Here is a 24,875-nt window from a genome sequence, read left to right on the forward strand (position 1 = left end):
CGCTTGGTTGCCTACTTCCTTCGCCGGTTCGCTTTAGCCAAGGGCGAAAGCGAGAACGAAGCCCAGCAGGGCGAGCGCCTCGATCAGGGCGAAGCCGATGTAAATGTTGGTCTGCAGCGGACCACGGGCCTCGGGCTGGCGGGCGATGGCCTGCATGCCCAGACCGAAGACGATACCCACACCGATACCGGCACCGATGACGCTGATGCCGTAACCGATGACGTTCAGGCTGCCTTCCATTTTTTTCTCCTTGTTGAGGATCGTGACCACAGGGCCAGATGGGTTGTCGTGTCCTCCGGGCGGAGGCACGAAAACTGTCGAGTCAGGGATCCGGACCGCTCCCACCGGTCCTAGTGCGCTTCCTGAGCCTGGCCGATGTAGAGGGCGGCCAGCAGGGTGAACACAAAGGCCTGCAGGAACATGATCACCAGCTCGAAAGCGGTGAAGATGATGAACGCGAGCAGCGCCGATCCCGAGAACAGCACCGAGATCGTGCCGTAGAGCGGTCCTGCCGACGGGTTGAACATGTACCAGCCGCCCGCGGCGAACGTCGCCAGCAGGAGGTGACCGGCGAACATCGTCGCAAACAGTCGGATGGCGTGCGTCGCGGGGCGGATGATGAAGTTCGAGAGGATCTCAATGGGTACCAGCAACGGAAGGATCCACGCCGGCGCTCCTGAGGGGACCACGGCGCTCTTGAAGTAGCGGCCGAAGCCGTGGGTGCGGATACCCACTGCGATGAAGGTGATGTAGACGACCGCGGCAAGGCCGACCGGGTAGGACAGGTTACTGGTGACCGGCAACTGCAGGAAGGGAATGAGCCCCATGATGTTCATCGCGAAGATGAACAGGAAGAGGGAGACCAGCAGCGGCAGGTACCGGTCGCCCTTCACTCCGATCATGGGCCGCGAGATCTGGTCCCGGATGAAGAGGACGACGATCTCGAAGATGCTCTGCTTCCGGCTGGGGACGATGGCCAGCTTGCGCGTGGTCCACCACAGGAAGAACGCCACTAGGGCCGTGGCGACGACGAGCAGCACCGCGTACTTGGTGATGCCGCTCGTGTAGGGAAGCGCCTCGCTGTAGTCGCCCCAGGACCAGGGGGAGGGAAAGAAGATCCCGACGGAGGGGGCCTCAAAGCCGGGTCCTCCCGGCGTGAACAGACCACCACCGCCCTCGGCAGCGAGGTTGAGCGTGTCAGCACTCACGGCGAACCCTTCCGTCGTGAATCAAGAGGTTCTGTTCAGTCTTGAGCGGACCGGTAATGGCGGTCAGCACGGGTTCTTCCGCCCGTTGCGGTCGGTTCCGTGAACGGAGGGTGAACCCGGTGGAGTGGATCGTTATTTGGAACGAGCGTGAAGCCTGACGAAAACCATGTACAACGCCAGCCCCAGGCCGAGCAGGATACCGATGGGCAGGAAGAGCGCATCGTGATCCGTTAATCGGTCCAGCAGCCACCCCGCCCCGCCCCACACGACCATGCCGGATATGAGCAGGGAGACGATGGTGACTCCGTCGACCGAGGTCTCGGAGGGTTCCGGGGAGCTTTCGTCCGGTTTCCGCGGCTCGCTCATCCCGTCGCTCCGGAACATAGCAGGTTGTCGTGGTCATCCGCACAACAGGGGGCGAGTACTGGGATCCGTGCCGTGCCACACGCATCACGTGCTCTCATGCCGGGACTCCAGGCCGGAGGCGACGCTCGGCTCCGGATCGACGTGCAAGGTCTTGGATGTGGCCAGCACCCGGACGTGACCACCCAGCCAGGCGATCACGCACAGCAGCGAAGTCACGGCGAAGGCGGTGGTATCGATCCAGGCAGGGTCGATGGTGCGCAGCGCCAGGAGTGCCGCCGCCAGGATCAGCGCCTTGATCAGGAAGGCGCCCAGAGTGGCCGGCATGAACAGGTTCGGGTCGCGGCGGCTGAGCCGGGCCACCGCCCATCCCGAAACCCCGAAGAAGGCAAGGACCAGTAGCAGCGCACAGAGTGCGCCGAGCACACCAACCGTGCCTGAGAACACGAGGAAGGCAGCGGTGCTGCCGCCTCCGACCACCAGGGTGGGAATCGCGGCGCCGCGGAGAACCTTGGCGTCGTGTTCCAGCATGCGTGAACTCCGGTGTTGGCTGTGGGTGCTTGCTCGTGAAAGCTATCACAAGGTTTCACCACGCTTTTCCATGGGCACCTTGAGATGCCGCCCGCCGTTGCCGGAAACACTCGCGACACGACACTCTGCTCTCGAAAACCGGGCTCCTTCTCCCAGCCCTTTCCTCCAGGGTTCAATCCCGGTTCACGGCCCCTTACCGGACGCCCCGCTGGTCAAGTGCAGTGCGTCACTTTTTTTCGGCGGAGTTGCTGCCGTCCGTGGCGGTCGCAAGGCGGGTTTTGGCGCGCAGCAGAGCCCGCCGACGCAGCCGCGGCAGTGTGATGAGCCCCACCGCACAAATTGCTACCAATGTGGTAACGCTCAGGACAATCGCGGGGGCGTCGAAGATCGACAGCGATACGGCGGCAAACGAGATGATCGCCGCCCACAGGTACATCAGCAGCACGGCGCGGGCATGCGAGTGGCCGAGCTCCAGCAACCGGTGGTGCAGGTGCTTCTTGTCCGGGGCGAACGGAGACTTGCCGGCCAGGGTGCGCCGCACCACCGCGAGCACCAGGTCGGCCAGGGGAAGGGCGAGGGCCAGCAGCGGCAGCAGGATCGGCAGGAAGGACACGAGGCCGCTGGAGTCGAAGTGGACGACCGCGTTGGCCTGGAATTCGCCGGTCACAGTGATGGTGATTGACGCCAGCAGCAGGCCGATCAGCATCGACCCGGTGTCGCCCATGAACACGCGCGCGGGGTTGAAGTTGTGGATGAGGAACCCCGTGCAGACCCCCACCAGGATGATCGCGATCATGGCGGGATAGGACTGGCGGTCGAACCCCTGGTCGACCGCGACCACGTAGTAGTAGGTGAAGAAGGCCGCGGCCGCGATCGCGACAATGCCCGAGGCCAAGCCGTCGAGGCCGTCAGCGAAGTTGATCGCGTTGATCGTGACCACGATCAGCAGCACGGACAGGAGGGTGCCCAGCTCCGGTCCGAGGACCAGCGTGGTCCCGGGCAACGGCAGCCACAGCAGCTGGACCCCTTGGGAGACGAGGATGCCCGCGGCCACGATCTGGCCGGCGAGTTTCGGCACCGGGGCCATCCCCCACCGGTCGTCGATGATTCCGATCACGACGATCAACGCGCCCGCCACCAGCAGGCCGCGCCACCACGTCTGGTCGAAGAACACTTCACGCAGGTGGGGCAGTTGCGCTGAGATCAGCAGTGCGGCAGCGAAACCGCCGTACATGGCGAGACCGCCCATGCGCGGAATGGGCTCGGTGTGCACGTCCCGGTCGCGGATCGGCGGGACTGCTCCGAAAGCGATTGCGGCACTGCGGACGAGTGGGGTCAGCAGGTGGGTGACCGCCACAGCGATAACGAAGGTGAGCGCGTACTCACGCACGGCGTTGCGGGGCCTTCCGTGGACCGGCCGTGCCCTCCCAGCGGCACGGCACGTGTTCTGTGAGGGGTGACATTGACGCTAGCATCGACCGGCCGCAGCGCGGACTGCTGTTCGGCATGGCCCCGTCCCTTCGGTCAGGGCGCGTCCGAGTCGTCCTTCTGTGCCGGGGGAATCCCGCTGTCTCCCTCGTCTGAGGCGCTGGTCGCCTCCGGTTCCGCGGTGCGGGGGGTTTCGCGGTTCGAGGTCTTGGGCTCCCGTTCGGGGCGCTTCAGTTCAGCGATGACTGTGCCGCACACGGAACGCAGCTGCTCGAGAGTGATCGCTCCGGAGCGGAGGACGCGCGGGACCGCGTAGGTGAGGTCGACGATCGTGGACGGCGGGGTGCTGGTGCAGGGGCCGGCGTCGAGGTAGACACTGACCGCATCGCCGAACTGCGTTTCGGCTTCCTCGACCGTGGTCGCTGCCGGCTTGCCGGTGACGTTCGCACCGCTCACAGCCATGGGGCCGACCTCTTTGAGGAGTTCCAGCGCCACCGGGTGCATGGGCATGCGGACCGCCACGGTTCCCTTGGTGTCCCCCAGGTCCCACGACAGGCTGGGGGTGGCCGCGCACACGAGTGTGAGCGGGCCCGGCCAGAACTCCTCGATCAGGTCTTGGCCGTATTTGCCGAGGTCGTCGATGAGCGCCTGCGCTGCGCGGACCGTGCCGACCAGGACTGCCGGGGGATGCTCCCGGCCGCGCTGCTTGGCGTTGCGGAGCGCGGTCACGGCCGCCGGGTTGAACGCGTCTGCGCCCACCCCGTACACGGTGTCGGTGGGCAGGACAACCAGTTCCCCCCGACGCACTGTGGAGGCCGCATCCGCGATCCCGGCCTTGCGCTGTTCGTCGTCCGCGCAGTTGTACCTGCGGCTCACACCCTCACCTCAGTCTGTCCAGGGTTGTCGATGCGGTTGACTCAGTCCACGGCACGGCGAGCGACCACGAACCGGTCCCGGTGGGCGAGGTCTTTCCGGTTGCGCACCTCGCACCAGCCGAGTTCTTCAGGGAACAGCGGCGGGATGTCGATGCCCTGTCCGTCGCCGTGCTCGATAGCGATGTATCCGCCGGGGCGCAGCAGGCGGCGGCCGACCGCTTCCAACTGGCGGATCATGTCGAGCCCGTCCGGGCCTGCCCACAGCGCGATGGCGGGATCGTAGTCGCGGACTTCCGGGGGGATCTCGTCGGCGCTGTCCAGCGGCACATACGGGGGGTTGGTGATGACCAGGTCCACCCGGCCGTGGTATTCGGGCAGGCAGGTGCGCATATCGGCGTGGTGGGCGGTGATCCGCTCCCCCAGTCCGCTGCGGGCGATGTTGCGTTTCGCCCAGGACAGCGCTGTCGCGTCCACTTCCACCGCGTGGACTCGGGAGCGGGGCACCTCTTGGGCGATGGAGATCGCGATCGCGCCCGACCCGGTGCCCAGGTCCACGACCAGGGGATCGGCGACGTCCATGGCCCGCAGGGTGTCGATCGCCCAGGAGACCATCATCTCGGTCTCGGGACGGGGGATGAAAACGCCGGGGCCTACTTCCAACTCGAGATAGCGGAAGTAGGCGCGGCCGGTGATGTGCTGCAAGGGTTCCCGTGCCGCCCTGCGGGCTACACACTCCCAGTAGCGGGCGTCGAAGTCGCTGTCCGCGACCGTGTGCAACTCTCCTCGACGGACGCCGTGCACGAACGCCGCGAGTTCCTCGGCGTCCGCCCGGGGCGAGGCAACCCCGGCTTCCGCGAGCCGAAGCGTCGCCCGCGCGACCTCGTCGAGCAGGAGGTTCACTGCTGAGCGGCCTCCAACCGCTCCTTGGTGTCGGCGTCGACGAGCGCCTGGATCACGCCGTCCAACTCCCCGTCGAGCACCTGGTCGAGGTTGTACGCCTTGTAGCCCACCCGGTGGTCGGAGATGCGGTTCTCCGGGAAGTTGTAGGTGCGCACCCGCTCGGAGCGGTCCACGGTGCGGACCTGGCTGCGCCGTTCCGCGGCGGCCTCTGCTTCGGCCGCGGCCTGCGCTTCGGCCAGCAGGCGGGCCCGCAGCACCCGAAGCGCCTGCTCTTTGTTCTGCAACTGGCTCTTCTCGTTCTGGCAGGACACCACGATCCCCGTGGGCAGGTGGGTGATCCGCACCGCGGAGTCGGTGGTGTTCACGCTCTGCCCGCCGGGGCCCGAGGAACGGTAGACATCGATGCGCAGATCGCTCTCGTTGATCTCCACCTCGATCTCTTCAGCCTCGGGCAGCACCAGCACGCCAACGGCCGAGGTGTGGATCCGTCCTTGCGACTCGGTGACGGGGACCCGCTGGACGCGGTGGACTCCGCCTTCGAACTTGAGCCGGTGCCACACGCCTTGCCCGGGTTCCACCGTGCCGCGGTTCTTGATCGCGATGGTGATGTCCTTGTAGCCGCCCAGGTCGGAGTGGGTGGCGCTGATGATCTCGGTCTTCCAGCCCTGACGCTCGGCGTACCGCAGGTACATCCGCACCAGGTCGCTGGCGAACAGCGCGGACTCCTCACCGCCCTCTCCCGCCTTGACCTCCAGGATGACGTCTTTGTCGTCGTTGGGGTCGCGGGGGATGAGCAGGGTGCGGAGCCGTTGAACCAGTTCTTCGCGCTGGGCGGCAAGCTGCTTCGCCTCGTCAGCGAAGCTCGGGTCCTCGGCGGCCAGCTCCTGGGCGGTCTCGATGTCGCTTTCGACCCGGTTCAGTTCCCGGTAGGTGGCGACGATGGGGGTGAGCTGGGAGTAGCGCTTGGCCAGGGTGCGTGCCTGAGCCTGGTCGGCGTGCACTGCTGGGTCGGCGAGCTGCTGCTCCAGCTCGTAGTACTCGCCGAGTAGGTCGTCCAGCTTCACTTCTTTTCCATCCCCCACAAGGGTCGGATCGGACTGGCAGTCGCTGCGGTGGTGCGCCCCGGGACACGGGACGCACCGCCACGGACGCTACTTGCGCTTCCCGAAACGCTTCTCGAAGCGGGCGACCCGACCGCCGGTGTCCAGGATCTTCTGCTTCCCCGTGTAGAAGGGGTGGCAGGAGGAGCAGATCTCAGCCCGGATCACTCCATTGGGCGCTGTGCTCCGGGTGACAAAGCTGTTGCCGCACGTGCAGGTCACCTGCGTGACGTGGTAATCGGGGTGAATACCGGGTTTCATGGTGGTTCTCCTCGCTAGTGGCGGTCGCCGGACGCACGCAGCCGTCACCGTTTCACTGCTGAGGCATGCGTGCGCGAACCGGTACCGCGGCGGTCGTCGTACCAGTCTGCCAGACCGTGGAACCGTGGTCGTCCGGATCGTATTCCCGTGCATAGTCGACGGGCAGGACGATGAGCACACGTCACCGCCGAACGATGCTCGGACTCACCCGTTCCGCCGGTGCAGGCCTGCACCGGCGGAACGCTAGTCGTTCGGCCCGATCGTGGTCTTCTGGACCTGCAACAGGAATTCAGCGTTGCTCTTGGTCTTCTTGAGTTTACTCAGGACCAGTTCCAACGCCTGCTGCGTGTCCAGGGCGTGCAGCACCCGGCGGAGCTTCCAGATGATGTTGAGCTCCTCGGGCGACAGCAGGATCTCCTCCTTGCGCGTGCTGGACGCTTCGATGTCCACCGCGGGGAAGAGCCGCTTGTCGGCGAGGCTCCGGCTGAGCTTGAGCTCCATGTTGCCGGTGCCCTTGAACTCCTCGAAGATCACCTCGTCCATCCGCGAACCGGTCTCGACCAGCGCGGTAGCCAGGATCGTCAAGGAGCCGCCGTTCTCGATGTTGCGGGCGGCGCCGAAGAACCGCTTCGGCGGGTAGAGCGCGGTGGAGTCGACACCACCGGACAGGATGCGCCCGCTCGCCGGTGCGGAGAGGTTGTAGGCGCGTCCCAGCCGGGTGATGGAGTCGAGCAGCACCACGACGTCCAGTCCCATTTCGACCAGACGCTTCGCCCGTTCGATAGCGAGCTCGGCAACGGTCGTGTGGTCTTCGGCGGGACGGTCGAAGGTCGAGTGGATGACCTCGCCCTTGACCGTGCGCTGCATGTCGGTGACCTCCTCAGGCCGCTCGTCGACGAGGACGACCATGAGGTGGCACTCGGGGTTGTTCTGGGTGATCGCGTTGGCGATCGCCTGCAGCACCGTCGTCTTACCCGCCTTGGGCGGGGAGACGATGAGGCCGCGCTGCCCCTTGCCGATGGGCGAGATGAGGTCGATGATCCGCGTGGTGAGGATGTGCGGCTCGGTTTCGAGGCGCAGCCGCTCCTGCGGGTACAGCGGGACCAGCTTGGAGAACTCGGGCCGGTTGCGCGCCCGCTCGGGCGGCATGCCGTTCACGCTGTCCAGCCGGACCAGCGCGTTGAACTTCTCCCGACGCTCGCCTTCGCGCGGCTGGCGCACCGCTCCGGTGATGGCGTCACCCTTGCGCAGGCCGTACTTGCGGACCTGGGCCAGCGAAACGTAGACGTCGTTGGGACCGGGCAGGTAGCCGGTGGTCCGCACGAACGCGTAGTTGTCGAGGATGTCCAGGATGCCCGCGACCGGCAGGAGGACGTCGTCCTCGCTGATCACCGGCTCTTGGTCAGCACGCTCCCGGTTGCGGCGGTCACGGCGGTCACGGCGGCGTCCCCGGCGGCGGGACCCTCCGCTGTACTCCTCGTCGTCGCTGTCGCTCTTGGTGCCGTTCTGCTGCTGGGAGGCCTGCTGGTCGCTGCCTCCGTCGCGGTTACGGCTGCGACGGCGCCGCTCCCTGGTGCCGTTCTGGCCGTTCTGGGCGGGCTGTGCGGTTGTGGTCTTCTCAGTTTCTGCGGGAGCCGACGCCGTGGCGTCCTCCTTGGCGCTCTCAGTGGTGTCGCTGCTCTCGGCCGCCGGGGTCTCCGCGGTTTCTTCACCGCTGCGGCGGCGGGAACGGCGACGGGTCCGTTCCGGCTTTTCAGCCGACTCTGTTGCAGTTTTCTCGGTGGTCTTGTCCGCCTTTTCTGCCGCCGGTTCGGTGGCGGGAGCCTCAGTCGTGGCGGCGGACTCCTTCTTTTTCGCGGCTGTGGTGCTCGCGGTTTCGGCGGTCTTCGCCGTTGTGGTCTCGGGCGCGCTGACCGGCCCACCCTGCTTGGCTTCGATCGCAGCGATGATCTCGCTCTTGCGCATCCGGCCGGTGCCCGTGATTCCGAGGTCGGACGCCAGACGCTGCAGCTCCGTGAGCTTCAGCGCGGCCAGCCCGGTACCTCCGGAGCGGCTACGGGACCGCGTTGACGCGCTCTTGCCAGCAGGGGGCGCGGCGTCGCCGACGTCCACTTTGGACGAGGTCGTGTCCTGCGTACCGACCGCCGCGTCCTGGTGGAGTTCGGTGGTGTCGCTCACTAAGGGTCCTTCCCAAGGAGCGGGCTGGTGCCGTCATGACGAAGTGATCGGCCAGCCCGGTGGTGCGAACCGGCTAGGGCCGGGTCAGGCGTGCCCAGTGTGGCTGCCGGAACCGCTACTGGACAACGAGTTTTACCCGATCGCGGCAGGCGCTGGACACATCCAGGCACTGGGACGATGGGCTGCATGAAACTGCCCTCGGGCCATCCTGTTGTTCCTGTGCCAGGAAACTAGGGACTTCAATGGAGTGGGCAGAGCCACGGACACGCCGCGGATTCGACACAGTGGCAACCGTGTGAAGCGCTTGCGGAACGGGAACCGCTTGCGCGGTTGACGCGGAAAACACTGCGGCGGATAAGCACAGGCCCCGTGGCGGGGCACCTGGTGCTTCACCTACCCTAACATCACCGGAGCCCACAGCTATTCCTCGGCACAAGTCTATGAACGGGGAGAAGTGACACGTACCCCTACCAGATCAATCGCTAAGGGGCGTATGTGCCATTCAGTACCCGCTCGCCGCCGGATTGAATCAACTATGGCGCTGTTCTTTTGTGGAGATTCGCCGTGGGGATCGCCCGCGGCACCGTGGTAGAGCACTAAGACGGTAGGTCCGGCTCCGGAGATCACCGCCGCCAGGCCGTCGCCGCGCAGGGATTCGACCAGCGCAGCGCTTTCCGGCATGGCTTCGGCCCGATACGACTGGTGCAGCCGGTCCTCGGTCGCCTCGAACAGCAGCTCGGGGCATTCGCGGACGGCCGCGACGAGCAGGGCCGCGCGTCCCGCGGAGAACGCGGCGTCGGAGTGCGGCACCGTCTCAGGCAGCAGCCCCCGGGCCCGCTGGGTGGACAGGCTCCGACGGGGCACGCAGACGATCGGCAGCACCCCGGGTGCGGGAGCTGCCGTCCAGGCACGCCAGGTCTTGGCACCGTGCCAGGAGATGGTGAACCCGCCATAGACACACGGGGCCACGTTGTCCGGGTGGCCTTCGATATCGGCCGCGGTCTGGAACACCCAGTCCCGGTCGAGCCGGCCGCCGCCGACCAGGGCCGCGGTCGCGGCCACGCCCGCCACGATCGCCGAGGCGGACGACCCCAGTCCTCGGCCGTGCGGGATGGCGTTGCGGCAGCGCAGGTCGACACCGGGCATGGTCTGACCGACGGCATCGAATGCGGCGCGCATGGCGCGTACCACCAGATGCGACTCGTCGAGAGGAACGCTGTCCGCTCCTTCCCCCTCGACAGCCACCGTAACATTGCGGTCCTCGCGGACGCGGACTTCGACCTCGTCGGACAGGTCCAATGCGAGTCCAAGAGAGTCGAATCCCGGTCCGAGGTTCGCGCTCGTAGCAGGGGTACGCACAGTAACCGCGGTGCGCTGCGGCTGAGGCATTCAGTGGCTCCGAATGAGGAGGGTCTGGGCTAGGCCAGGCCGAGCGCCGCCGCAGCGGCCTGGGCATCGACAGGAATCGTGGTGGCAGAGGAGGCGCCGGCCAGAGCCCAGTCGGGGTCTTTGAGGCCGTTGCCGGTGACCGTGCAGACGACGCGGCTGCCCCGCTCGATCTGCCCGGCTTCCACTGCCTGCAGTAGGCCCGCCACACTGGCCGCGGAGGCCAGTTCCACGAAAACCCCTTCCTGGCCGGCAAGCAGCCGGTAGGCGGCGAGAATCTGCCGGTCGGTGACCGCATCGATGCGACCGCCGGACTCGTCGCGGGCCTTTTCCGCAAACCGCCAGGAAGCAGGGTTGCCGATCCGGATGGCAGTAGCAATAGTACGCGGCTGGGTCACCGGTGCGCCATCGACGATCGGTGAGGCCCCGCTGGCTTGGAAGCCGAACATGCGCGGCAGGCGGGTGGCCAGTCCGTCTGAGTGGTACTCCTGGTAGCCCATCCAGTAGGCGGTGATGTTGCCCGCGTTGCCCACCGGCAGGCAGTGGACGTCGGGAGCGTCGCCGAGGGCGTCCACGATCTCGAACGAGGCGGTCTTCTGGCCCTGGAGGCGGAACGGGTTGACCGAGTTGACCAGCGCCACCGGGTAGTCGGTGGAGAGCTGGCGGGCCAGTTCCAGACAGTCGTCGAAGTTGCCGTCGACTTGGAGCAGGCGGGCGCCGTGGACGAGGGCTTGCGCCAGTTTGCCCATGGCGATCTTGCCCCGGGGCACGAGGACCGCGCAGGTCATCCCGGCGCGTACCGCGTAGGCGGCGGCGCTGGCGCTGGTGTTCCCCGTGGACGCGCAGATGACCGCTTTGGCTCCTTCCTCAGCGGCTTTGGAGATGGCCATGGTCATCCCGCGGTCTTTGAAGGAGCCCGTGGGATTGAGCCCTTCAACCTTGAGGTAGACCTCGCATCCGGTCAGTTCCGAAACCCGCGTGGCGGGAACCAGCGGTGTACCCCCCTCAAGCAGGGTGACGACCGGGGTGTTCGCCGTGACGGGAAGGCGATCGCGATATTCCTCGACGATTCCTCGCCACGCCCGTGCCATGCTCATGACAGGGCCCTTTCGAATGGTGGACTGGTTGGACGACCGGACGCCGTCGCCGCGCCCGGATGGGATGCTCCAGTGGGGCGACCACGCGTGAGCTCGTAGTCTGCCCCTGATTCTAGAGCCCTTCGGAACGCGGCACTTCCGCGGCATCTGCCCCTTGGGGCTGCTGCGGCGGCCGCCGCGGGAGGCGAGGGACGGGTCCGGGCGCTGCTCATCGTTCGTTGTCGAAGGTTTCGACCCGCATCACGCTGGCGACCGCGCGGACGTCCTCGTGGTTGCGCAGTTGCTCCACGGTCCGGGCCAGGGCGGCATCCGGCGCGGTGTGGCTGACCAGGACGAGCTGGGCGTCGTCCCCGCGGCCTTCCTGGCGGACGTGCTTGATCGACACGCCGTTGGCCGCGAAGACTTTGGCGACCCCGGCGAGCACGCCGGGCCGGTCGGCAACGTCCAGCGCCACGTGGTAGCTGGTGATGGTCTCCCCCATGGGGTGGACGGGCAGTTTCGCGTCGGCCCGGCCGTCGGCCACGAAAGTGCGGGCCAGGCGGTTCCGTGCCACCGCGACCAGGTCGCCGAGGACTGCGCTGGCGGTGGGGACGCCTCCCGCGCCCGCGCCGTAGAACATGAGCTGCCCGGCGGACTCGGCTTCCACGAACACCGCGTTGTAGGCGCCTTTGACGCTGGCGAGCGGGTGTTCGCGGGGCAGCATCACCGGGTGGACGCGCACGCCGATGCTGGAGCCGTCGTCGGAGCGCTGGCAGATCGCGAGGAGTTTCACCACGCAGCCCATGGCCTTGGCGCTGGCGATGTCGGCCGCGGAGACCTCGGTGATGCCTTCGCGGTGCACATCGGCAGCGGTCACCGGTGTGTGGAAGGCGAGCCGGGCCAGGATCGCGGCTTTAGCGGCGGCGTCGAAGCCCTCCACGTCGGCGGTCGGGTCGGCTTCGGCGTATCCCAGGGCCTGGGCTTCCTCCAGTGACTCGGTGAAGCCGGCGCCCAGGCTGTCCATCCGGTCCAGGATGTAGTTGGTGGTGCCGTTGACGATGCCCAAGACCCGGTTGACGCGGTCCCCGGCCAGGGAGTCACGCAGCGGCCGCAGCAGCGGGATGGCCCCGGCGACGCTGGCCTCGTAGTACACGTCAACTCCCGCTTCCCGGGCAGCGGCGTGGATGGTCGCGCCGTCCTCGGCGAGCAGCGCCTTGTTGGCGGTCACCACAGACTTGCCCTTCTGGATCGCGGCCAGGATGAGCGACCGGGCGGGCTCGATGCCGCCGATGACCTCCACCACGAGGTCGATGTCGTCTCTGGTCACAAGACCCATGGCGTCGGTGGTGAGGAGGTCGGGGTCCACGCCCGTCCCCCGGGCGCGGTCCAGGCGGCGCACCGCGATGCCTCCGATCTCCAGGGGCGTTCCGATGCGCTCCGCAAGTTCACGCGACTGCTCGTTGAGCAGCCGGACCACCTGAGAACCCACAACGCCGCAACCCAGCAGCGCCACCTTCAGTGCCATGAGGGGGTGACTCCCGTTTCGTCGTTCATTGTCCGTATCCAGAACCTCGTCGTGGTGGCCAGAGCGTCGTCGGCCACTGCTCAGCCTACGTCCAGCCGCAACAGGTCTTCTTCGGTTTCCCGTCGCACCAGGACGCGGGCGTTCTTCTCGCGGACCGCGACCACGGCGGGCCGGGGCACGTGGTTGTAGTTGCTGGCCATGGAGTAGCAGTAGGCGCCGGTGGCGGCCACTGCTACCAGGTCGCCGGGACGCAGGTCGGCAGGGAGGTAGAGGTCGCGCACGACGATGTCGCCGCTCTCGCAGTGCTTGCCGACCAGGCGGGACAGCATCGGCTCGGCGTCGCTGTGCCGCGAGGCCAGCACACAGGTGTACTCCGCACCGTACAGCGCGGTGCGGATGTTGTCGCTCATACCGCCGTCGACACTGACATAGGTGCGGATCCCCTCCACGTCCTTGACCGTGCCGACCTCGTAGAGGGTGATGCCCGCCGGTCCGGCGATGGCGCGGCCGGGTTCGACCGCGATCCGCGGCACCGGCAGGTTCTGGGCGGCGCATTCGTGTTCGACGATCGACCGCAGGCTGTCCGCGATGCTCTTGGGGTCCAGCGGGTCGTCGTCGGGGAGGTAAGCGATCCCCAGCCCGCCCCCGAGGTCGAGTTCGGGGAGGGAGATCCCGTGTTCAGCGTAGATCTGGGTGAGGAAGGTGCTGAGACGGCGCGCGGCGACTTCGAAGCCTGCGGTGTCGAAGATCTGCGATCCGATGTGGGAGTGGAGCCCGACGAGGCGCAGGTGCGGGGAGGTGAGCAGGCGGCGCACCGCCTCGGCAGCCGCCCCGTTGCTGAGGGACAGCCCGAACTTCTGGTCGTCGTGGGCGGTGGCGACGAACTCGTGGGTGTGTGCCTCCACGCCGGTGGTGACACGGATCAGCACTTCGGGGACACGGCCTCGCTCCGCGGCGATCCGCTCCAGCCGGTCGATCTCGTCGAAGGAGTCGATGATGATCCGTCCGACGCCGACTTCGACGGCCCGGGCCAGTTCGGCCGCGGACTTGTTGTTGCCGTGCATGCCGATCCGCTCGGGCGGGAACCCCGCGGCCAGGGCGACAGCGAGCTCGCCGCCGGTGCACACGTCGAGTTTGAGCCCTTCCTCGGCCACCCAGCGGGCCACCGCCTTGGTGAGCAGGGCCTTGCCCGCGTAGTAGACGTCGGCGTCCTCGAAGGCGAGACGGTAGTCGCGGGCGCGGGCCCGGAAGTCTGCTTCGTCGATGACGTAGAGCGGGGTGCCGAATTTCCGGGCGAGTTCGGTGACGCCGACACCGCCGATGGTGATCTCGCCGTCGACTCGGGTGGCTGTGCTCGGCCAGACGCGGGGGTGGAGCTCGAGGAGGTCCGCCGGAGGGCTGGGTGGGTGTTCCTCAGGCAGCACGTCCGCGTGGCGCGGTCCGGCGGGATGGGCGTAACGGCTCATGGATAAGACTCTCGGCTGGGTTGTGCTAGGGGCGGAGATGTGGTCGCGCGCCGGCCCGTACTGATCGCGGCGCGGTTGACGAGCGTCTACAGCCTTGTGGGCGCGGACACACCGATGAGGAGGAGTCCCGCGCGTAGGACACCGGCGGCGGCTGCACAGAGGTCGAGCCGGGCTGCCACGGTTGTGGTGTGGGTGTCGGCCGTGCCCTCGTGTCCGGGCAGGACACTGTGGGACTCCCACCACTCATGGTAGGCAGCGGCAAGGGACTCAAGGTAACGCACCAGGATATGAGGTTGGTGACGCCGGGCTGCAGCGCGGAGCGCAGCCGGGCCGTCGAAAAGCGTACCGAGGAGGGCCTCGGCTGCGGGAGTGGTGAGGGCCGCTACTTCGTCGGCGGTGTGGCGGCGGCGGGTGCCGAGCCGCCGCAGCCCGAGCTGGGCCGCCCAGTGGTGGACCGCGGTGTGCGCGTGGGCGTGGGCGTAGCGCAGAGCGAAAGCCGGGTTGGCGGCGGTGGCGCGGGCCCAGGCGCCCGGCGCGTGCGGGCTGGGGCGCGCGGGCAGGTCGGGGCCGGTGGTTTCCTGCGGCCGCACCTGGTCGGCGGCGCTCCGGCAGGCGGCGACGCGGGCGGCAGCCTCTCCGATCACCGTGAGCAGTTGGGCGGCCTCGGTTGCGGTGTTGTCCTGGGGCACGTCGCGCCAGTCCGCTGGGGGTTGCCGGGTGAGGGCGGCCGCGGCAGCGGGCGCGGTCGCGGGGTCGGCGGCCGCAGCGATCCGGCGGCGCGCATCAGCACGGGCCCAGTCCCGTAGCTGTCCGGAGTCGCGGGCGTGGGCCAGGTCGGAGAGGGCCCAGCCGTCGGGGGGCGGCCCGGGTTGGTGTGCCACGCCCGGGACGGCCAGGTCGAGCAGAAAGGCCGCGGGCGCGTCGGCGACGAGTTGAGCGAGCGCGGCCCGCATGCTCGGCACGGGGGTGACGGCAACGAATCCGGGTCCGGTGACCTGGACGTCGGTGAGGTGCGGCTGGTTGCGGAGCACCGCGGTGATGTCGGCTGCCAGGTCGCGGGCAGCCCGGCCAAGGCGTCCGGCGAGCCGCGACGGCAGGGGGGAGAGGTACTGTCCGGGCTGGTCGGTCGACCGTCGGAGGGGGGCGTCGGGAAGGTGGGCCGCGGGGATTCCCGTGGCTTCTGTACAGGCGTGGCGGATGAGGTCGCTGAGATAGCGGGGGGTCGCCGCAGCGAACGACAGTGCTGTCATGGCCATGTGGGCTCCGGTGCAGGGCCGGATGTGTGGGGTGCCGGGCAGGACGGCGAAGGTGTCTCTGCCACGGTCCGCTTCTGGCATGCGTGGTGTGATGAGTGCCACTACACGGTGGCGGACCGGGAGGTCTGCGCCTGGTTCGGCAGCCTAGTGCCCCGGGAGGACGGGCAGCTGGATTGGGTGTTGCAGTGTCCTCGGAACCGCGGTGGTCCGGTGTCTTTGCTCTGGTGTGACCTGTGGCTCTGTCCCGCTTCTCGCTTTGCGGTGCGGCTCGCGGGGCGCGCCGAGCGGTGCCCGGTGTGGGGGTTGTGGGCGTGACCGCAGCGCTCGGGGGTGGCTGCGGGCGGCAACAATGATCGTGCAACCTACTCAGCGGCCCTGCTACAGTTGAGGAAGCAGAGCGCCCCCTTAGCTCAGGGGATAGAGCAACGGCCTCCGGAGCCGTGTGCGCAGGTTCGAATCCTGCAGGGGGCACCCAGAAGACAGCAAACCCCAGCGGCTTTCAGTCCCGGGGTTGTGTTGTTGACAGGCTTTTCGGTGCTGTTTCGGGCTTACTTGCGAGCGTACCGCCGCGTCTTTTTCCGCTCTCTGCGCGGACTCTTCTTCGTGGGACAGCCATAAGGTGCGTGCGGTGCCCCGCGGGCCGTTCCCCTGCCGAGTGGGCCAGCACACATGTCACCAGGGTGCTCCCGGTGTCTTCGGGCAGCGAGGCGAGGCTGTCTGCCTGCGCAGGCGGCGGGCACGGCCTGTTCTTCGCCTTCTCTCCTCCCCTTTGTCTCAGACAGGTGATCCGCCCGCCGCATCCGCACGGGTGCGGCGGGCGGATTTTTCTTTGCCAGGACTCACCGCGGCCCGGGCTACAGCGGCACCCCGTCCCACAGGGCGCGGGTGGCGGGGTACGGGTCCGTGACCATCTCCGAGACGGGGTGGTCGAAGCGCATGACCGACCGGGTTTCGGGGTTCCATGCGGGCCAGCCCGGGTCGCCGGAGGTAGCGAAACGCACCCAGGCGTTGTGGACGGTCTCGGCGAGCTCTTCCGGGGGGTTGGTGCCGACGAGGGAGGCGGCCCGGTCCAGGGTGCGGAACACGAAGGGGAGCTCGACCGCGTGGCAGGCACCCAGGATTCCGTCGAGCTGCGGAGTGCGCCAGGCGAATTCGTAGCCGAAGGTGCGGGCGGGCGCGTCGACGCGGGATTCGGCGATGCGGAGGGCGGGGATGCGGAACACCTGGTCGGTGATGATCGAGGCGAGGATGTCGCCGGGTTCTTCGCCGCGTCCTTCCGCGGTGTAGGCCTTGGCGGCGTCCGCGTCCAGCCCGGACTTGGCGAGGTGGGCGGTCACGTAGTCGCTGGTGATGAAGGGCAGCAGCCCGGTGGGGGCGAGGAACAGCCGGTATTCGTCGGTGGTGGTGCCGAACAGCAGGTCGACGTCGTGTCCGGCGCCGCCGGCGATGGCCTCCGCGGGGCGCTGGGAGAGGAGTTCTCCGTCGATGACGGGGGCAAAGGGCAACAGGACACTGCCGCCGGCGATCCGTTCCCCCCACACTGCAGGGGCGGGGGCTCCCTGGATTTCTTGGGCGACCTGTTGTTGGACGTCGAGGAGCTGGGCGACGGGAACGTGGGCGAGGGCTGCCGCGGTGGGTTCGACCCCCAGCCGGTGGGCGATCACTGCGGCGATGGTGGTGGCGTCTTCGGCTGCCACTGCCATGTTGCCTGCGCCTGACTGGAGGATGGCGCGGCGGAACAGGCCGCGGGCTCGCGGGGTGGCCATGAGGGTGCACACGCTCATGGCGCCCGCGGATTCCCCGAACACGGTGACGTTGCCGGGGTCGCCGCCGAAGCGGGCGATGTTGTCGCGCACCCATTCCAGGGCAGCGATCTGGTCAAGCAGGCCCCGGTTGGAAGGAGCGTCGGGCAGGTCGGCGAAGCCGATGATGCCGAGCCGGTAGTTGAAGCTCACGAAGACGACGCCGTCGCGGGCGAAAGCAGCGCCGTCGTAGACGGGTTCTGAGCCGGAGCCGTTGGTGAACGCCCCGCCGTGGATCCACACCATGACCGGCAGGCCGACGGCGTTGGGGTCCGGGGTCCACACGTTGAGCGTGAGGTAGTCGTCCCCCGGGATGAACCGTTCGATGAGCAGCGCGCCGATGGCTTCGGGGTAGGGCGGGCGGGGCGCGGTGGCGCTGAATTCGGTGGCGTCCCGTACCCCGTCCCAGGGGCGGGGCGGGCGGGGTGCGGTAAAGCGGTGGGCGCCGACAGGCGGCTCAGCGTAGGGAATTCCGCGGAAGACCGCGATCCCGTTCTCTTTGCTTCCTCGCACGTCGCCCGAGCCGGTTCTGATCACGATCTCCACGCATTTACCCCTTTCTTTACCGACTAGTCGGTTTCTTCCTAGTAATGCGGGATGAGTGATGTCAAGGGGCACACGTGAAGATTTCTCATTCGCCACCCATTTTCCGTTTTTAGGCAGCGTGTCAGGCTACTTGCGTCGCCCTCACCGCCCAGCCGCACAAACACAGCCACCTGGCCGAATTACCGCAAACCGATTCCGACCGTCCGCGGAATCGTCCGTTTGCGCACCGCATTACCGGCGCGTCGGCACCGCCGCGCGCCTCACCGCTGCTTGTCTATCCCCCACGCCGCTACCGCTGCGTCACCGTCGCGACCTTCCGCCCGCGGGCCGTCCCGTCCCACTGATCCGGCCCTCGGAAAGCTCATTCCCAACCAAAACCACCCAAACGGCGTAAGTGGGGCGCCGACCCGCGGCGCCCCCGCCACGGACTGTGAAAGAGGGGCTCATGCGAATCAGGCAGGCCAGCCGCCGCGGTGTTGGAGCGAACAACGAAGACCGGCTCGGCAGCGGAGCTGACTGGGCGTTCGTCTTGGACGGAGCCACCGCCCCCGCCGGAGTGGACAGCGGCTGCATCCACGATGTGTGCTGGCTCGTCGACCGGCTAGCGGAAGCGCTCAGCGTCACCCTCAACACCCCGATGCCGCTGACCGACGCGCTCGCCGTCGCAATCGAACGGGTCTGCTATGCCCACGGCGGCCAGTGCGACCTGAACAACCCAGACAGCCCGTCGGCGACCGTGGCCCTGGCTCGGCGCTGCGACGACGGCTTCGACTACCTGGTGCTGGCGGACACCGCGGTGGTATTCGCCCAGGGCGACGGAACAGTCCAGGCAGTCAGCGACGACCGGGTAGACCGCCTGCCGGGAGGCCGCCCCTACAGCAGGCAGCTCGTCCGGGAATCCCGCAACGCCCCCGGAGGGTTCTGGGTCGCCAGCACGGTCCCCGAAGCCGCCTACGAGGCGCTGACCGGGACCGTGCGCGGCAACGAGTTCGCGCTGATGTCCGACGGCTGCTCTCGCCTAGTGGACTACTACGGGTATAGCTGGGCAGACGTCTGGAACCACCTCCGGGCCTACGGCCCGCACTCCCTGGTCGACTGGGTGCGTCGCGAGGAACGCCGCCACGGTGTGAAACTCGGCAAACTCCACGACGACGCCACCGTGCTGCACGCGGTCTTCGCCCCCGACCAGGCCCGCAGGCTGGCCCGAGCCTCCCATTGACTGCCCTACCCGGGGCGGGGCACCGGTGTGTCAGTCCTGCTGCAGGACTGACACACCGGTCGTCCAGATCGTTTCGGCCCCGTGCGGCACGGGACGTCGATCACGGATGGGGAGGGAGGACTGCAGTCGGACTCCGGCGGTCCGCAGCACGGGAATACGGCTGGTCGCACCATGAGGCTGGGGATGGCCACGGCGCTAGGGACCGTCAGCCGAAGCACTTTCCAAGGTCTCGCTCTTCTCCTCGTCCCGACTGATGGCCTAGTTCGGGCGGTGCTGAGCGGTACGAACCGGACGGGGAAAGTCGCTGCGGGCTCAGGCTGCGCAGAGCTCCATTGCCACTTTGAACGCCACGGTGTCCGCGCGTCCACGGTTCGCCAGTGCGGTAGCGAAGATGGGGGCGAAGGCGACACACCACCGGAACAACCGCTGGTGGGGAACGCCGATACCAGCGGCGAGGACCATGCAGCGTTCCTCGATCTCGGCGAGGGACTCGGTCTGCCACACCGCCCAATCGATCGCGTCATAAGCGGGGTCCCCCAGGCAGCCGCGGGGGTCGATGGCGACCAGTCCGCGTCTCACTCCCCCGTCGAGAATGTTGCCCGGGTGGAGCTCCCCGTGGAGCGGCACCGCGTTCTCCTCCTCCCACGCCAGGGTGCGGGCCAGCGCGTGGCCGTGGTGCATGAACGGGGCGGGGACGAGGTCGGCGGCCGGGCCCTCGACCCGAGCGCGCTCCCACAGGTCGAACAGGAAGTTGACTCGGCTGATCAGCGGGTGCAGTTCCTGTCGTTGGGCGTCGCTGAGCGGAATGGAGTGCAGCTCGGTGATGAGGGAGCTGATCTGTTCCATCGGGGGGACCGTGCCGAGCTCGGCAATAGTGAACCCCGGTTCGATCGCTTCCAAGAGGATTCCGCCGCGTTCCGTGTCCACCGCATAGACCTTCGGCACCCGGTCGGTGGACGCCCACAAGGCAAGGACGCGCCCCTCGGCACCGATCAGCGCTGGATCAGGGCTGATCTTGAGGATCGCTGGGGTCCCGTCGGCGCGGCGGCACCGGAAGACGACCGATGTCTGTCCGTGCGGTCCGCGTCCTTCCACCGTGCAGCCCCACTCGTCCATGAGCTCGGTGACAAGGCGGGGAAGCCCGTCCAGCCAGTGCAGCGCCCCGGCCCCGAAACGTCGCACCAAGCGCTCTTGTTGTTTGTCATCGATGGGCTGCGTAACGACATTATTCATGGGAACCACCCTCAGAAGATCGGTTTCCTCTATCCGTGCTTCCCCCTTACGCCCCTGTCACTCCTCTTTCCTCTGTATTCTGCGGCGCACTGCGTCCGCATGCCGGGAGGGGCGTGTGTTTCTGATCGGTTCCGCGGGGAAAAGCAGTCCCCGGTCAGTGGACTCGGGGCCGGATCGGGTAACCGGTTGTTTTCTCTACGCAAGGAGAACGTCGAGGCGACGGCTTCCCAAACAGAGAGCCACCGCGTCGATACTGAACTGTCAAGGATTTGTCGGCTGGCTTCATCCCGGGTATTAGCGGCGCTTGGCAGCCGAATCCGCGGCGCTCTCTCACCGAATCGGGGTATTCCGCCTCGGCTCTCCGTTCCATAGCGCCCCAGAGGGCTCGCGGATCGCCGTGTCCCGCCGCCGGTTGCGGAGCTTGGATACCGTCTCACTCCTCCGCGCTGCCGCGGGATTTTCCTTTCTTTGCGGCGCCGCCCAGCCGCGGCCCGGATTCTTTCGGCGTATTCACAGCGGGAAGGAGCACCCGTCTTACGACGTGTTTCGCCAGCCGCGGCCCGTGCGGGGCCGGGAGATGCAGATATGCGGATCAGCCCCCTGACTCTTCCTGCTCGGACGGTCCTGGCCGACGCCGGTGCGGTCGGCCAGGACCGTGCTGGATGGAGACTTCCGGTTCGTGGAGTTCCCCTCCAGGCTTTCCGTTCTGCTCGTCACGCTGCCAGCCGTGCGGTGGCGGCCCGGTGCTGGGCCAGCAGTGTTTCGACCACGACGGGTGAAGGGCCGAGCGGGGCGGTGACAGTGGTGGCACCGCTGTCCTGGAGTTCGGCCAGCTCTGCCCCGTCCACGAGCTGCCAGGCGGCCACAGCCACCCTCTCGTGCCCGTTGCGGCGCAGGCGAGCCACCGCGTCGGTCACGGAAGGAGCCCATTCCCGCAGGTAGCCGATCTGAACCGGGGTCTGCAGCCGACGGCTCAGCATTCGCGCCACGTCGAGGACCTGGCGGTGCTCCGTGTCGTTGGACAGCTCCAATCCGCCGTCCACAGCGAGGACGATGCCGTCCCCGGGACGCCAGTCGGCGGCGTGGAGCCGAGCGATGAGCTGCCCGACGATCGAGGGCACCGCTCCCAGCGGGGCCGTCATGCAGGCGTCGAAGCGGCCACCCAGGTCGAGCCCGGCCAGCAGTTCAGTGCTCGCGGTATCGCTGCCCGCGAGGAACGCCGGGACGACTACGAGCGGTCCCGCCGTGGACTGCACGATGTCGCGGAGTTCAGCTCGGGTGCCGAACGCCGTGCATACCGGGACCTCTCGGCGGTCGGACACCGCTTCGGCCAGGCCATGCAGGGCGTCTCGGCGCCGGGCGTCACGTGTTCCGTCCGCCACGAGAACCATAGTCGGGACCATAACCACTGCCTCCAAAAGACCCGAGAACCCTGCCTGTTAACCCCGGAGCCTAATAAGCACGGGTTTCACACGAATGAATCTGTGTTACACGTGAGCTAACAGCGCCCAATAGTCGCCCACCCGACCGAAGTCAGAACAAAGACCAAGCTGGTTGACTCCGGGAGGAACACTGGAGGATTACCCCTCCGTGGACCACTACCGGTAGCCACGCACTACAGAGGATAATCGAAGGGAATTTTCTTCTCCATATCACAACAATGTTGCGCCTATCACTTAGGATGTCGCTCTGCAGCGCATGGGCGGTGCGGACCCGCGGAGTTCTCGGGGTAGCGGATTCCGGTCAAGAGTCAGCCTTCCAGGAGATTCATTGGGGGGCGTCCGGTCCATTCGGAGGGCGCGGTGTTCAAGAAATACCCAGTTCCGAACCCGCCTTAACATAATTTCCCAAGCGGCTTCTCCCCGCCAGCAGAGCAGAATGAGAAAATTGAAAAGAACGTGTTCTAACAGGCGAATTGCGGACCGGTTCGCCGCCTGTCTGGATCGCCATGGAGGTGGCGGTGCCGCAAGGAAGCACATTCCCCAGCGCTGACGAGGAACTCATCCGTACCGATCCCCGGCTCCCCGGGCTCCGCTCGCTCCTCACCGGGGACGCGGCCGCAGCACTCCTCGACACACTGCTCCCCGAAAGCCAGGAACGACCGTCCCGCATCACCGTGGTGCGCGGCCGCTACCGCCGCGGCACCAGCTTTACCGCCACCCTGGTCCTGCACTCTGCAGACGGCCCGCAGTACGCCTTTGCCCGGGCTTTCCCCCCGGACGCCGCGGCCGAGCTCGCCGCGGAGCTCGACTATGCCCGCCGGTGGCATCCCCCCGCTGCGCGGAGTGCTGGTCTGCGCGCCCTCGCCGCCCCAAGGCTGCATGGACTCTGTTCCAGCCCCGACCTCGGCATCGTGCTGGGACCGCCCGCGGACGACCGTGCCCTGCCCGCCCTGCGGTGGCTCGTCGACGAACCGCACCGCTCGACCGGGCTTGCTGAACTGTCGCCGCGCACTCGCTCCTACCTGGCCGGACACCACTGGACCGGGCAGACCAGCGACGCTTCAGGCGCTCCACGACTCGTGCTCCATGCCCGCTCCGCTGGGGTGAACGCGGCCTGCTACCTCGGCCCGGCGCTTGCCGGAATCCCCGTGCCCGGGCTGGTCAAAGTGAGCCGGTACGGGCTGGTGGTCACCGAGTGGCTCCCCGGAACACCCGTGAACCGCCTTGCAGCATCGGCTCAGGAAGAGGCCCTGGCCCAGGCTGGTCGGCTGCTTGCCCGCCTGCATGCGGCGCCGCCACCGCGGGAACTCCCCCGCCGCGATCTGGACACCGCACTGTCCTGCGCCGCTGCAGACCTCTCCGCGCTCCTCCCCCGCCTGGCGTCCCGCGCCGCGGCCGTGGCGCAGGACGTCAGCGCCACCCTCGCCCGTACCGAGACGCCTTCGGTGTTCGTCCACGGCCGTCTGGCACCGACGCGCATCATCGTGGGCGAGCACGGTCCGGCGTTCGTGGACTTGACGGAGGCGCACCGCGGCCATCCCGCCGTCGACCTGGCCTGGTATGCCGCATCCTGTGCTGCAGCCCAGCCGCGCCCTGGCCGCCCGGTCATCCCGCCCGAACCGCTCCTAGCGGGCTACCTGGACGCGCTTCCCCCGCCGCTGGCCGCGCACGTCCACCGCGACCTGGGTGCCGTGACGGCTGCCGCGCTCCTGCACCAGGCGACCGTTCCGTTCCGCCGCGGTGCCCCCGACTGGGGCATCCGCGCGGCCGCGCTTCTCGCCGCTGCCGAAGCCGCGCTGGCGGAGCAGTGACCTGCGCGGGGCGCCGCACCGCCACCGCCGTTTGCCGAAGTGCTCTGCGGGGCATGCCGTATCAGCCGGTCTCGGATGCCGGACCACGGCCTCCCATGCGACTATGGACCTGTCCGATACACCGGAGGGCGCGGCTGCCCCGCGCACTGTGCGCTCGAGGCCGTCCCAGGGCCGCCCCGGCAGCGGCCTCCCGGCGTGTCGGCATGGCAGGACGAACCTCCACCGGGGCGGTCGCAAGCCGCGGTGGACACTCCCGCCCTTGAAGCACGAATATCGACCCTTAAACCGGGAAATGCAGGCTTTCGATACCGTCTGCGTCCCGGACGGGCGGGCGCCGCGGATACCCCCCGCCGGAGTGTGCGCACTCCGTCCGGTGTCACGGCCCGACCGGAACAACTGGACTGGAGTAGTGACTGATGGCTGTCCACCCGCTGGTACGAACCGTGGCTGAGGCGTTCCTGCGGGACGTCGACAATGAGCTCCCAGGTCTCGTGGAAGGCCTCTACCTGACCGGATCCGTGGCGTTGGGAGACTTCCGTCCACACACCAGCGACATCAACTTTGTCGTGGTCACTACAGAGCGGCTCACTGCCGCCCAGCACGACGCGCTCCGGCGGACGCATGCCCGGATCCGCAGCAGTTTTCCCCGTCCCCACTTCAACGGCATCTATGTCACCTGGGAGGACCTCGCTACCAACCCGCAGCAGTGCGGCCCGGTGGCTTCCGTCCTCGCCGGACGGCTGCGGTTGCGCGCCAGCGCCGAGGTCAACCCGGTCACCTGGCGGGTACTGGCCGAGCGTGGGATTGCCGTCCGCGGCCCGCACCCGGACCACGTGGACATCTGGGACGAACCGACCATGCTGCGGACGTGGTCGTTCGGCAACCTCGAAGAGCAGTGGCGACGGTGGCGTGCCAAAGCAGGCCGCCTCATCACCCCGCGCGGCCTGGCAGTGCTGGGTTCCCTAGTGCCCTCGTGGAGTGTGCTCAGCGTCAGCCGCCTCCACTTCACCCTGCGCACCGGGGAAGTCACCTCCAAGTCGGGGGCGGGTTTCTACGCCCTGCACGCCTTCCCGGAGCGCTGGGAGCGCATCGTCAACGAGTGCCTGCGGATCCGCCGCAACTCCACGCTGCCGTCGCTCTACCGGAGCGCGTTGGAGCGGCGCCGGGCAGCGCTCGACTACATCGAAATGGTGGTGGACGACGCGCTCTCGCTGCAGCCGGCCTGAGCCCGCGTCAGAGCGGTTCCCTCTTCTCTGCGCCTCCCTGGAA

At 67.9% G+C, this 24,875-nt stretch carries 21 protein-coding genes and 1 tRNA gene; 4 read left to right on the forward strand and 18 right to left on the reverse strand.

Going from position 1 to position 24,875, the window contains the following annotated elements; all coding sequences use genetic code 11:
- Positions 1-33: 33 nt before the first annotated feature.
- The 15 genes from atpE to CW348_RS11385 all read right to left on the reverse strand — a co-directional run bounded on the left by atpE (position 34) and on the right by CW348_RS11385 (position 15,553).
- Positions 34-240 (reverse strand): ATP synthase F0 subunit C, encoded by a 207-nt coding sequence (atpE, locus tag CW348_RS11315; RefSeq protein ID WP_011292835.1) that lies wholly within the window; start codon positions 238-240, stop codon positions 34-36.
- Positions 241-350: 110 nt separating this feature from the next.
- On the reverse strand, positions 351-1,208 hold the full coding sequence (gene atpB, locus CW348_RS11320; RefSeq protein ID WP_011292836.1) for a F0F1 ATP synthase subunit A: 858 nt from the start codon (positions 1,206-1,208) through the stop codon (positions 351-353).
- Positions 1,209-1,340: 132 nt separating this feature from the next.
- Positions 1,341-1,574 carry an AtpZ/AtpI family protein gene (locus CW348_RS11325; RefSeq protein WP_011292837.1) on the reverse strand — a complete coding sequence of 78 codons (234 nt, stop codon included), beginning with the start codon at positions 1,572-1,574 and terminating at the stop codon, positions 1,341-1,343.
- An 84-nt stretch (positions 1,575-1,658) separates the two neighbouring features.
- A complete protein-coding gene (locus CW348_RS11330) occupies positions 1,659-2,102 on the reverse strand; it encodes a hypothetical protein (RefSeq protein WP_011292838.1) in 444 nt (147 codons plus the stop codon).
- A gap of 226 nt (positions 2,103-2,328) precedes the next feature.
- Complete coding sequence (locus tag CW348_RS11335) at positions 2,329-3,492, reverse strand: MraY family glycosyltransferase (protein WP_011292839.1); 1,164 nt, start codon at positions 3,490-3,492, stop codon at positions 2,329-2,331.
- 134 nt (positions 3,493-3,626) lie between these two features.
- On the reverse strand, positions 3,627-4,406 hold the full coding sequence (locus tag CW348_RS11340) for an L-threonylcarbamoyladenylate synthase (RefSeq protein ID WP_104613015.1): 780 nt from the start codon (positions 4,404-4,406) through the stop codon (positions 3,627-3,629).
- Positions 4,407-4,447: 41 nt separating this feature from the next.
- The gene (gene prmC / locus CW348_RS11345) at positions 4,448-5,305 is read right to left on the reverse strand and encodes a peptide chain release factor N(5)-glutamine methyltransferase (RefSeq protein WP_011292841.1); all 858 of its coding nucleotides are present in this window, start codon (positions 5,303-5,305) and stop codon (positions 4,448-4,450) included.
- Positions 5,302-6,369 (reverse strand): peptide chain release factor 1, encoded by a 1,068-nt coding sequence (gene prfA / locus CW348_RS11350; RefSeq protein WP_011292842.1) that lies wholly within the window; start codon positions 6,367-6,369, stop codon positions 5,302-5,304. Before prfA ends, prmC begins: the two co-directional genes overlap by 4 nt.
- 87 nt (positions 6,370-6,456) lie before the next feature.
- Positions 6,457-6,666: a 50S ribosomal protein L31 gene (gene rpmE, locus CW348_RS11355; protein ID WP_011292843.1), complete on the reverse strand. Its 210-nt coding sequence runs from the start codon at positions 6,664-6,666 to the stop codon at positions 6,457-6,459.
- A 243-nt stretch (positions 6,667-6,909) separates the two neighbouring features.
- Positions 6,910-8,844: a transcription termination factor Rho gene (gene rho / locus CW348_RS11360; protein WP_016189128.1), complete on the reverse strand. Its 1,935-nt coding sequence runs from the start codon at positions 8,842-8,844 to the stop codon at positions 6,910-6,912.
- A gap of 438 nt (positions 8,845-9,282) precedes the next feature.
- On the reverse strand, positions 9,283-10,233 hold the full coding sequence (thrB, locus tag CW348_RS11365; protein ID WP_011292845.1) for a homoserine kinase: 951 nt from the start codon (positions 10,231-10,233) through the stop codon (positions 9,283-9,285).
- A 29-nt stretch (positions 10,234-10,262) separates the two neighbouring features.
- Positions 10,263-11,327 carry a threonine synthase gene (gene thrC, locus CW348_RS11370; protein ID WP_011292846.1) on the reverse strand — a complete coding sequence of 355 codons (1,065 nt, stop codon included), beginning with the start codon at positions 11,325-11,327 and terminating at the stop codon, positions 10,263-10,265.
- 208 nt (positions 11,328-11,535) lie between these two features.
- Positions 11,536-12,831 (reverse strand): homoserine dehydrogenase, encoded by a 1,296-nt coding sequence (locus CW348_RS11375; protein WP_011292847.1) that lies wholly within the window; start codon positions 12,829-12,831, stop codon positions 11,536-11,538.
- A gap of 80 nt (positions 12,832-12,911) precedes the next feature.
- Positions 12,912-14,297, reverse strand: coding sequence for a diaminopimelate decarboxylase (lysA, locus tag CW348_RS11380; protein WP_011292848.1), 1,386 nt, complete (start codon positions 14,295-14,297; stop codon positions 12,912-12,914).
- Positions 14,298-14,383: 86 nt separating this feature from the next.
- Positions 14,384-15,553: a DALR anticodon-binding domain-containing protein gene (locus CW348_RS11385; RefSeq protein WP_255266193.1), complete on the reverse strand. Its 1,170-nt coding sequence runs from the start codon at positions 15,551-15,553 to the stop codon at positions 14,384-14,386.
- 399 nt (positions 15,554-15,952) lie between these two features.
- On the opposite strand from CW348_RS11385, the gene CW348_RS11390 reads away from it, so the two are divergent.
- Positions 15,953-16,024: transfer RNA gene (locus CW348_RS11390), tRNA-Arg, on the forward strand.
- A gap of 383 nt (positions 16,025-16,407) precedes the next feature.
- Here the strand turns inward: CW348_RS11390 and CW348_RS11395 are convergent.
- The gene (locus tag CW348_RS11395; protein WP_104613014.1) at positions 16,408-17,901 is read right to left on the reverse strand and encodes a carboxylesterase/lipase family protein; all 1,494 of its coding nucleotides are present in this window, start codon (positions 17,899-17,901) and stop codon (positions 16,408-16,410) included.
- Positions 17,902-18,346: 445 nt separating this feature from the next.
- On the opposite strand from CW348_RS11395, the gene CW348_RS11400 reads away from it, so the two are divergent.
- Positions 18,347-19,120: a PP2C family serine/threonine-protein phosphatase gene (locus CW348_RS11400; RefSeq protein WP_011292851.1), complete on the forward strand. Its 774-nt coding sequence runs from the start codon at positions 18,347-18,349 to the stop codon at positions 19,118-19,120.
- Positions 19,121-19,432: 312 nt separating this feature from the next.
- On the opposite strand, the gene CW348_RS11405 is transcribed toward CW348_RS11400, so the two are convergent.
- Complete coding sequence (locus tag CW348_RS11405) at positions 19,433-20,353, reverse strand: aminoglycoside phosphotransferase family protein (RefSeq protein ID WP_011292852.1); 921 nt, start codon at positions 20,351-20,353, stop codon at positions 19,433-19,435.
- A 713-nt stretch (positions 20,354-21,066) separates the two neighbouring features.
- A complete protein-coding gene (locus tag CW348_RS11410) occupies positions 21,067-21,756 on the reverse strand; it encodes a sirohydrochlorin chelatase (RefSeq protein WP_011292853.1) in 690 nt (229 codons plus the stop codon).
- Positions 21,757-22,268: 512 nt separating this feature from the next.
- On the opposite strand from CW348_RS11410, the gene CW348_RS11415 reads away from it, so the two are divergent.
- Both CW348_RS11415 and CW348_RS11420 read left to right on the forward strand, forming a co-directional pair.
- Positions 22,269-23,606, forward strand: a complete 1,338-nt coding sequence (locus CW348_RS11415) for an aminoglycoside phosphotransferase family protein (RefSeq protein ID WP_104613013.1) — start codon at positions 22,269-22,271, stop codon at positions 23,604-23,606.
- Between the two features lie 416 nt (positions 23,607-24,022).
- Positions 24,023-24,832, forward strand: coding sequence for a nucleotidyltransferase domain-containing protein (locus CW348_RS11420; protein WP_011292855.1), 810 nt, complete (start codon positions 24,023-24,025; stop codon positions 24,830-24,832).
- Positions 24,833-24,875 lie beyond the last annotated feature (43 nt).

Origin of the sequence: Thermobifida sp. (assembly GCF_017577275.1) — a bacterium.
In the GTDB taxonomy this organism is placed as follows: Bacteria; Actinomycetota; Actinomycetes; order Streptosporangiales; family Streptosporangiaceae; genus Thermobifida; species Thermobifida fusca.

Coding starts and splice junctions, on each gene's coding strand:
- lysA (WP_011292848.1), bottom strand. CDS start 14,297: ATGAGCCGTTACGCCCATCCCGCCGGACCGCGCCACGCGGACGTGCTG.
- CW348_RS11385 (WP_255266193.1), bottom strand. CDS start 15,553: ATGGCCATGACAGCACTGTCGTTCGCTGCGGCGACCCCCCGCTATCTC.
- CW348_RS11405 (WP_011292852.1), bottom strand. CDS start 20,353: ATGAATAATGTCGTTACGCAGCCCATCGATGACAAACAACAAGAGCGC.
- atpE (WP_011292835.1), bottom strand. CDS start 240: ATGGAAGGCAGCCTGAACGTCATCGGTTACGGCATCAGCGTCATCGGT.
- CW348_RS11410 (WP_011292853.1), bottom strand. CDS start 21,756: ATGGTCCCGACTATGGTTCTCGTGGCGGACGGAACACGTGACGCCCGG.
- rpmE (WP_011292843.1), bottom strand. CDS start 6,666: ATGAAACCCGGTATTCACCCCGATTACCACGTCACGCAGGTGACCTGC.
- CW348_RS11325 (WP_011292837.1), bottom strand. CDS start 1,574: ATGAGCGAGCCGCGGAAACCGGACGAAAGCTCCCCGGAACCCTCCGAG.
- CW348_RS11375 (WP_011292847.1), bottom strand. CDS start 12,831: ATGGCACTGAAGGTGGCGCTGCTGGGTTGCGGCGTTGTGGGTTCTCAG.
- thrC (WP_011292846.1), bottom strand. CDS start 11,327: ATGAGCATGGCACGGGCGTGGCGAGGAATCGTCGAGGAATATCGCGAT.
- CW348_RS11400 (WP_011292851.1), top strand. CDS start 18,347: ATGCGAATCAGGCAGGCCAGCCGCCGCGGTGTTGGAGCGAACAACGAA.
- thrB (WP_011292845.1), bottom strand. CDS start 10,233: ATGCCTCAGCCGCAGCGCACCGCGGTTACTGTGCGTACCCCTGCTACG.
- CW348_RS11420 (WP_011292855.1), top strand. CDS start 24,023: ATGGCTGTCCACCCGCTGGTACGAACCGTGGCTGAGGCGTTCCTGCGG.
- CW348_RS11330 (WP_011292838.1), bottom strand. CDS start 2,102: ATGCTGGAACACGACGCCAAGGTTCTCCGCGGCGCCGCGATTCCCACC.